The organism is Vibrio sp. Vb0349, assembly GCF_033338975.1.
Genome location: NZ_JAWOTS010000077.1, coordinates 1 through 2,142, shown reverse-complemented (window position 1 = coordinate 2,142; position 2,142 = coordinate 1). Strand labels below are relative to the sequence as shown.

The following is a 2,142-nucleotide window of genomic DNA, read 5'->3' as shown; positions in this document are numbered from 1 at the left end:
TGACTAACGTTAGAATAAAGGAATCAATTCAGTGAAGCGTTTAGAGCTAAGTGCAGGATTATCAAGCAGACCGCTACTGGCTCAGATCAAGTCCAACCACCATGCAATTCAAGCGAAGCTCAGTTTGCTACTTACTTGCCTATTTATTGCGATAACTGGGTGGATACTCGGTAAAGTGGTGTGGTTAGCAATCCCTCAAACGTCTGATGTGCCAAAATGGAGGCCGTCGGCGGGTAACGTTATTGCCAGCAATAAATCGAATACGATTGATTTCAATGCCCTTCAAAGCGCCAACTTATTTGGCAAATACACCGAACAAAAGCCTGTGGTCGTTGAGCAACCTGTTGTGAAAGACGCCCCAAAAACACGCCTGAATCTTACCCTTGTTGGCGCCGTTGCTAGCAGCAATCCTCAAACCAGCTTAGCGGTGATCGCTAACCGTGGTAAGCAAGCGACCTACGGAATTAGCGAAGAAATTGAAGGTACGCGTGCCACACTAAAAGCGGTGTTGGTCGATCGCGTTATCATCGATAACGAAGGCCGAGATGAAACTCTAATGCTGGAAGGCGTTGAGTATAAAAAATTGTCAGAATCGCCGCAGGCTACTCGAGTGCAAGCTGCACAGAAAGAACCTGCGTCAGACGTGAGTGACAAACTAGAGCAAATCCGAGAGGAGATTGCGAAAGATCCACAGAGTGTCTTTAAATACATCACCATTTCTCCAGTGAAAAAAGACGACGCCATTATTGGCTACCGAGTTTCTCCGGGTCGTGATGCGGCGTTATTTAATGATGTGGGTCTAGAACCTGGTGATATTGCGGTGCAACTTAATGGGATCGATTTAAGTGATCCGTCTTCTTCAGTACAACTGATGCAAGTGATGAGCGATCCGCAAGAACTGAATTTGACTGTTGAGCGAGATGGTCAGCAGTACGACATCTATATCCAATTGTAATACTTAGGCAACCAGCGTAAGTTCAGGGAGACATACGTGAAACATTGGTTTAGCAAAAGTGCTTGGTTACTGGCAGGGAGTCTACTCTGCGTTCCAGGTGCTATGGCAAATGAATTTAGTGCGAGTTTCAAAGGCACTGACATTCAAGAATTCATCAACATTGTTGGTCGTAACTTAGAAAAGACCATCATCGTTGACCCTTCGGTGCGCGGTAAAATCGACGTTCGCAGCTACGACGTGTTAAACGAAGAGCAATATTACAGCTTCTTCCTTAACGTGTTGGAAGTGTACGGCTATGCAGTCGTAGAAATGGACAACGGCGTACTCAAAGTCATCAAAGCAAAAGACTCTAAGACCTCTGCAATCCCTGTTATGGGTGATGGCAGCGCAAAAGGCGATAGCGTCATCACTCGCGTGGTTGCTGTGCGAAATGTCTCTGTTCGTGAATTGTCACCGCTATTGCGCCAGCTGATTGATAATGCCGGTGCGGGTAATGTGGTTCATTACGATCCAGCTAACATCATCCTGATCACCGGTCGTGCAGCGGTAGTAAACCGTCTAGCAGAAATCATCAAACGCGTTGACCAAGCTGGTGACAAAGAGATCGAGCTAGTAGAGCTTCGCAATGCCTCGGCTGCTGAAATGGTTCGTATCGTAGAAGCCCTGAACAAAACGACCAACCAAAAGAGTACGCCTGAGTTTCTTGAGCCAAAAATCGTCGCGGATGAGCGTACGAACTCGATTCTGATTTCTGGCGATCCGAAAGTACGTGCACGCCTGAAACGTTTGATTCGTCAACTTGACGTAGAAATGGCAACGAAAGGTAACAACCGAGTGGTTTACCTTAAGTATGCAAAAGCAGAAGACCTAGTTGATGTACTGAAAGGTGTCTCTGACAACCTGCAAGCCGAAAAACAAGCGGGTCAAAAAGGTGCATCCAGTGCACAACGCGGTGAAGTCGTGATTGCGGCTCATGAAGCAACCAACTCACTTGTTCTGACTGCGCCGCCAGATATCATGATGGCTTTGCAAGACGTAATTTCTCAATTAGATATTCGCCGTGCTCAGGTTCTGATTGAAGCCTTGATTGTTGAAATGGCCGAAGGTGATGGTATTAACCTAGGCGTTCAGTGGGGGTCACTAGAAACGGGTGCTGTGATCCAGTACGGCAACACAGGTGCGCCAAT

General features: G+C 46.9%; 2 protein-coding genes. Both read left to right on the top strand.

What is annotated here, in order from left to right; all coding sequences use genetic code 11:
- Positions 1-31 precede the first annotated feature (31 nt).
- The gene (gene gspC, locus R7Q47_RS23295; protein WP_005465330.1) at positions 32-955 is read left to right on the top strand and encodes a type II secretion system protein GspC; all 924 of its coding nucleotides are present in this window, start codon (positions 32-34) and stop codon (positions 953-955) included.
- 36 nt (positions 956-991) lie between these two features.
- Positions 992-2,142, top strand: a 1,151-nt coding sequence (locus tag R7Q47_RS23290) for a secretin N-terminal domain-containing protein (RefSeq protein WP_318089423.1), incomplete at its 3' end; no start/stop codon positions are given.